Raw genomic sequence first — 6658 nt, 5'->3', positions numbered from 1 at the left:
CCGCGCGGCGCATCGCGAGCTGCGCTCGCTGCTACGGTTGTTTCGGGCCAGTTATCGCTGCGGGATTTGCGCGCGAACGCCTGGCGCATGGCGCGATATTGCGTCGTACAAACAAGGCGGTCGCGCGCGCCTGTCACTGGCGTCACTGGCCAGAAAAAACGTAGGAGCGAGCGCAGCTCGCGATGCGCCGCGCGGGCGGCGCTCGATCTCCCAGCCACAGAATTCTCCGTGGCGAACACCCTCGGCCTACATCAATCCCCGCGGCGTATCCACATCCAACAAAACCCCAACATCCCCCACTGCAACCACGACACAACGGTCCCGGTGTGCCTGCACCACCGCCCGCGCCCCCTCATCCCCGGCCAACTGCCGCAGCGCCGGCCAGAAATCGCGCCCGAAAATCACCGGGTGCCCCTGTTGCCCCGCATGGCGCGGCAAGACGATGTTGGAAGCACTGGACGCTTCGGCCAACCGGCGCAAGGTCGCCAGCTCGATCCACGGCATATCCCCCAACAGAATCGCCACCGCCCGAGCCTGGCTGTCGTCCAGCGACCCGGCACCGGCAGCCAGGCTGTGCCCCATACCCGACGCCGCATCTGCGCTGGCAACCACCCGGTATCCGGCAGGCAAGCCAAGATCCTCGCCGCGCTCACCCGTGCGCAACACCACACGCACATCATCGAACACCGCCTTGGCCCGCTCCACGCTATGCGCCAGCAGGCTACGGCCATCAGCCAGCGTCGCCCGGCGCTTGTCGGAACCGAAGCGCGTGCCGCGCCCGGCCGCCAGCACCAACGCGACCACGCTCACAGCGCTTCCCGCCCAATGCCGTTGCGCAGGCGCAGGATATCGGCCAGCACCGCCAGGGCGATTTCAGCCGGGGTCTTGCTACCTAGGTTAAGGCCGATCGGCGCATGGATGCGCGCCAGTTCGTCGGTGCCCAGGCCACCAATTCGCTGCAAGCGTTCGCGACGCTTGTCGGAGGTGGCCTTCGAGCCCATCACGCCGATATAGAACGCTTCGGTACGCACCGCTTCAAGCATGGCCAGGTCATCGATTTTCGGATCATGGGTCAATGCAACCACCGCCGTGTCGGCATGGCAACCACCATTGGCGATAAATTCCGATGGCAGCTCACGGCGTACTTCGATGCCATCCAGCCGCACGCCATCGAGCACCTCATCACGCGGCTCGCAGAGGATGACTTCAAACCCCATCCCTTTGCCGAACTCGGCACAAAAATGCGCCACGCTGGAATAGCCGGCCAGCAGCAGGCGCTGGGCGGCGCCGACCCGCAGACGCACCTGGGCGGCTTCCCGTTCGACCCGCGGACCTTGGCTGTGGTCATTGGCCAGCTGGCGACTCCCCTCGGGCAGACGCACCTCTCGCAGCAGCCGGCGCTGGCCCAGCAATGCACTTTGCAGCTCACGCAGGTGCGCCTGCACTTCGCACTCGGGCGCCAGGTTTTCCACCAGCACTTCAAGCACCCCGCCACAGGGCAGGCGAATGCTCGAGCGCGAGTCACTGCCATCGCCATAACGCACGATGGCGACCGGTTCGGGGAATTCGCCCAAACCGACGCGCTCAAGGAAGTCGTCTTCGACGCAGCCACCGGACAGCGAACCCAGCCACTGGCCGCTGGCGTTCACCGCCAACAGCGAGCCTGGCGCGCGCGGCGCCGAGCCATAGGTGGCGAGTACCGTGCACAGCCATACGCGCTGGCCGCTGCACGACCACTGCAATGCTTGGCGGATAACCTGAAGATCGAGATGCTGCACGGGCTATTCCGCCTTCAGCTCGGCGAGCTGCTGCACGCCCAGGTCACCCGGTAATCCACCCCAGGCCTGACGCAGGTAGTTGACCATGTCCGTCACCTGCTGGTCATCGAGCTTGTCGGCAAAGCCTGGCATCGGCTGCATGCGTTCGAAGCCGGTGAACTGCTGTTCACGGATACCCTCGAGAATGACCTTGACCAGGTTGCGCGAGTCGGCCTGGCGCAGCACGGTGTTGCCGCGCATGGCCACGGCGATGTGCGGCTTGCCCTCGCCGTCGACCCCATGGCAGCCGGCGCAGACGTTGAGATACTGCTGATGGCCGCGCCGGGCGCTGTCGCTCATCTGCTCCAGGGCGACGGGCTGGATGACCTTGGCCGCTGGCGGCTGATCGCCCAGCAGGAAGGTGGCCATGGCCGCCAGGTCGGCGTCTTCAAGGTGCTGGGTGCTGTGGTGCACCACCGGGAACATCTCGTTGAACATGCTGCCCTGGGCGCTGATGCCGTGCTTGAGGAAGGTGGTCAGGTCCGGCTGGGTCCAGCCGCGCTCGGCCAGGTCCTGGGCCAGCAGGCTTGGCGCCAGATAGCCTCCCAGGAGGCCGCCGCTCAGGCGCTGGTCCTGCTGCAGCGCGCCGATCGGGTTCCGCGGGGTATGGCACTCGCCGCAATGGCCCATGACCTCGACCATGTACTGGCCGCGCTGCCACGCCGGGCTTTTGCCCTCGGTTGGCTGCAGTTGCACGCTCTTGCCGTACAGCATGTTCCAGCCGCTGAGCCCCATGCGCACATTGAACGGGAAGCGCAAGGCGGTCTGCGGTGCCGGTCGGTTGATCGGCGGTATGGTCATCAGGTAGGCGAGGATCGCGTCCGAGTCTTCACGCTTGATCAGATGGTACGAGGTGTAAGGCATCGCAGGATAAAGGTTGGCCCCATCCTTGCGCTTGCCCTCGGTGACTGCGGCAAAGAACTCGTCGGCGCTGTAGTTGCCGATGCCGTACTGTTTGTCCGGGGTGATATTGCTGCCATAAATGGTGCCGAACGGCGAATGAATCGGCAGGCCGCCCGCATACGGCGCACCGCCCTCGGCGGTATGGCAGGCCATGCAGTCAGCCGCGCGGGCCAGGTATTCACCGCGCTTGACCTGCGCATCGTCAGCCGCCAAGGCAAACGAACTGACAGCCAGCCCAAGGGCCAATACCGAGGCGCTACGTACGAAGCCCATGTTCAACCCTCCTTGACCAGGCCGAGATCGTTGAGCACCTTGCGGGTGGCATCGTAGTAACGCACGTAGCCTGTGCAGCGGCAGATGTGGTGACCGAGGCTGGCCTCGATACGGTCTTCCACCTCGCTCTTTTTCAGCGGCTGGCGCTGGGCCGTTTCCACCAGCACGGTAGCGGCGTTGACAAAGCCCGGTGCGCAATAGCTGCACTGGAAGGCGAACAGGTCGACGAACTTCTGCTGGATCGGGTTGAGCGTCAGGTTGCCGGCCTCGTCTTTTTTGGCATGGCCTTCGATGGTGCGCACTTTCTTGCCTTCGAAATAGTGGGCGCCCGTGATGCAGGTGCGCACCTCCTCGCTGGTGCCATCGGGGTTGTCGACGATCACCACGCAGGCGTGGCAGATGCCCTGGCCGCAGCCCAGGCGTGAGCCGGTAAGGTTCTGGTGTTCGTGCAGATAGTCGATCATCGCCAGGTCAGCGGGGACCTCGACCGGACCGACCGGTTGACCGTTGAGGGTCAGTTGCAGTGGACGGTTAGCCATTGAGGGCCTCCTTGATTCGGGCTGGGGTGATGGGGAGATCGCGCACGCGCTTGCCGATGGCATGCGCGACGGCATTGCCGATGGCACCGACGACCGGGATCATCACCACCTCGGCAATGCCCTTGGACGGGTCGGTCGGTGACAGCGGCGGGAGGATTTCGCTGGTCTGTTTCCACACCGCCACATCGCGCGCATGCGGCAGGCGGTAGCGGTTGAAGTTCCAGTCGCCCTCCCCGGGCCCGCCTTCATACAACGGCATCTCTTCGGTCAGCGCATGACCAATGCCCATGGCGATACCGCCTTCGAGTTGGCCTTTGACCAGCTCCGGTACCAGCACCCGGCCACACTCGATCCAGCTGTGGTGGTTGAGCACCTGCGTCTCCAGGGTGCCTTTGTTGACCTTGACCTCGACGATGGTCGCCACCGGGCTGTAGTAGGTGACCATGGCGTTGTTCAGCTGGGTGTCGGGGTAGGCCGCATTCTGCCGGTCGAGCAGGTGATAGCCATGGCTACCCATCTGCGCCTTTTTGGCATTCACCGCACCATCGCCGTATTTCACCGCCATGGCATCGAGCGGGAAGCGCTCGCGCACGCCGTCGATGACAAAGTCGGCCTCGGCCCAGCTCCAGCGGTTGAAGCCGTGCACGCTCACGCCAGTCACCAGACCCATGTCGTGGGCCTTCTGCGCCAGCTGGGCAAACGGAATCGGCGCCAGGCCGTTGCCGGTCAGCTCACCGTTGACCCACACCGCGTTCTCGCGGCGCACCACCAGCGGGTTGGCCTGGCCGCCATGCGGGCCCTGGCTCCAGATGGCCATGGCCGCCGGCCACAGGCCATGGTTGAACAGCACACGGGCGGCTTCACGGGTGGCGTGGCTGAAGTAGAACGCCGAGTTGGTGGCCGACGACGGCGACGCCAGCTTGCCAACCCAGCGCGGGTTGCGCAGCGCAGCGTCCTGTTCGGGCTGACTGATCAGGTAGGGATTGCCGCTGGTGGTCAGCTGCAGCTCTGGCCATTCGGTGACCGCGGTCTTCACCTCGTCGGCCGAACGGCCAAGGAAGTCGCTGATCACCAGAGCCTGGGAAGTGGACATGCCAGTGCCCAGCTCGGTACCGATGTGGCGCAGGCTGATGCGCCCATCGGCGCTGAATTCGACACTGGCCATCGGCGCCTCGGAGCCTGTGCCGAAGTCCTTCTGGCAGATGGCGAAACCGACGCCGTACCAGTGGTCCGGGTCCTTGGCGTCCATCTGTTGCTTGCGTGCAGCGCGGTTGCGCCACCATTCGTGCACGGCGGCCTTGTCGAGGATCTCGTACAGGCGCAGGGCGCCGGCCGGCACCGCACCCTGGGTGTTCTTCATGCCCGACTTCAGCGCGTTGGCACGGCGCAGGTCGATGGCATCGACGCCCAGGCGACCGGCGATTTCATCCACCATCATTTCGGTGGCGGCCATGCTCTGCAGGGTGCCGTAGCCGCGCATGGAGCCCGCCTCGACCCCCCGCGAGAAGTAGGCGGTCACCGACAGGTCGTTCTGCGGCATGTAGTAGATCGACTGCGCCGCGGTGGCCCCCACGGCGGCCACCGAAGGGCTGTAGTTGATGCGCCCGCCGCCGTCGCAGCTCATGTCGGCGCGGAAGATCTTGAAGCTGTTGTCCTTCTTGTCCACCGCCAGCTGGTAGCGGATATCGAAGGCATGGCGCTTGATACCGCTCTGGAACTGCTCGTAGCGGTCGTTGGCCAGGCGGATCGGCACCCCGGCGCCATACAGCGCTGCCACGGCAGCGTAGAAGACGAAGATATTGTTGTCTTTCGAGCCGTAGCCCACGGTGTAGCCAGGGTGCATGTTCAGCGTGTTCAGGGCGAAACGCGACGGCTTGATCATGTGCACGCATTCCTGCGCCACTTCGAACGGGCACTGGGTGGCGACCACGAAGTGCAGCGTGCCGCTGGCCGGGTCGTACCAGCCATTGCCGTTGTCCGGCTCCAGCGCGGCAGGCTCGATGGACGGCGTTTTGTAGCGTTCGTCGAACACCAGCCAGTCTTCGGGCGGGTTGTCCAGCTGCTCGGCCATGCGCTTGGCGTAAAACAGCCCCTGCTCGGTCAGGTCGCCGTGCTGGTTGGGTTGCTTCGACCACACCGGCTTGCGGTTGAGAATGGTGGGGAACAGCATGGAGTTCTTCAGGCTGGAGAACTCATCGTCGTCGAACGGCGTGGCGCCGCCCACGCGCACGAAGCGGAAGCTGCCATAAGGGTCGCGCTGGTACAGCGGCGCCTGGGCACCATAGCGGATCGCCTGATCGTTGAACTGCAGCTTGCGCTTGGCCTGACGGAAACGCTCGAAATCGTGCCAGATCAGAATCGCCACCGGGTGGCCGATGAACATCGGCACCTTCCCTGCCGGCAGCAGCGGGTCGGGCGAGTGGGCTTCTGGCCAGGCGATGCCGTCCTGCTCCAGGTCGGCGGCGGTGACGATGCGGTCAGGCTGCAGGTCGGCCCCGAGCAGGCTGAGGTCATGGCCGGCATAAATCCGGTCGACCTTGGTCGCCTTGAGCAGCAGCGCATGACCCTGCTGCGCGGGCCACCCGGGCATGTCCTTGGCGCGGATGTCGCGGGCGAACACTTTGTCGCCGCAGACCTTGGACAAGGCATCGTTACGGAAACGCGCCTGGCCGTCGTGGTTCATCCACTTCTGCGGCGAGGTGGTGACGCGCTCCTCCATCAAAGCGGCGAAGGCCTGGCTGCCAAGTGGCGCCATGGTCACACCGACACCAGCGATCAGGCCGCCTTGCAGGAAGGCGCGCCGGGAAATATCACGGTTGGACATGCTTGATCCTCTGGGCAGTTGGGGCCTGCCCTTTCTTTTGATTCTTGGCCTGGCTTGAGAAAAGCTGACCTTGGCGTCAACTTTACAGCAATTGGGTGGGGCTAGGCAAAGTCAAGCCGACAATGTGTCGCGGTGTGAGGGGGGTGGAGGTGGGGTCTGGGATGGGGATGGCAGGTGTGTGCCGGGGGATTTTCAGCGTCTGGGAGATCGAGCGCCGCCCGCGCGGCGCATCGCGAGCTGCGCTCGCTCCTACGTTTTTTTCGGGCCAGTAACGCCTGTGACAGGCGCGCGCGACCGCCTTG

General features: G+C 65.0%; 5 protein-coding genes. All 5 read right to left on the bottom strand.

All coding sequences use genetic code 11. From position 1 onward, the window contains the following. Window positions 1-246: 246 nt before the first annotated feature. The 5 genes from DMX11_RS25660 to DMX11_RS25640 are packed head-to-tail and all read right to left on the bottom strand — an operon-like array spanning window position 247 to window position 6356. Window positions 247-810, bottom strand: a complete 564-nt coding sequence (locus tag DMX11_RS25660) for an NTP transferase domain-containing protein (RefSeq protein ID WP_110748605.1) — start codon at window positions 808-810, stop codon at window positions 247-249. Further along, a complete protein-coding gene (locus DMX11_RS25655; RefSeq protein ID WP_110748600.1) occupies window positions 807-1778 on the bottom strand; it encodes an XdhC family protein in 972 nt (323 codons plus the stop codon). The genes DMX11_RS25660 and DMX11_RS25655 overlap by 4 nt, the downstream gene beginning before the upstream one ends. Before the next feature lie 3 nt (window positions 1779-1781). Then, complete coding sequence (locus DMX11_RS25650) at window positions 1782-2993, bottom strand: cytochrome c (protein ID WP_110748596.1); 1212 nt, start codon at window positions 2991-2993, stop codon at window positions 1782-1784. A gap of 2 nt (window positions 2994-2995) precedes the next feature. Continuing rightward, window positions 2996-3532 (bottom strand): (2Fe-2S)-binding protein, encoded by a 537-nt coding sequence (locus tag DMX11_RS25645; protein WP_003254265.1) that lies wholly within the window; start codon window positions 3530-3532, stop codon window positions 2996-2998. Continuing rightward, the gene (locus DMX11_RS25640; protein WP_110748592.1) at window positions 3525-6356 is read right to left on the bottom strand and encodes a xanthine dehydrogenase family protein molybdopterin-binding subunit; all 2832 of its coding nucleotides are present in this window, start codon (window positions 6354-6356) and stop codon (window positions 3525-3527) included. The genes DMX11_RS25645 and DMX11_RS25640 overlap by 8 nt, the downstream gene beginning before the upstream one ends. Window positions 6357-6658 lie beyond the last annotated feature (302 nt).

Origin of the sequence: Pseudomonas sp. LB-090624, assembly GCF_003205205.1 — a bacterium.
In the GTDB taxonomy this organism is placed as follows: Bacteria; Pseudomonadota; Gammaproteobacteria; order Pseudomonadales; family Pseudomonadaceae; genus Aquipseudomonas.
The sequence above is the reverse complement of the archived record's forward strand: the minus strand, read 5'-3'. Positions and strand labels throughout refer to the sequence as shown.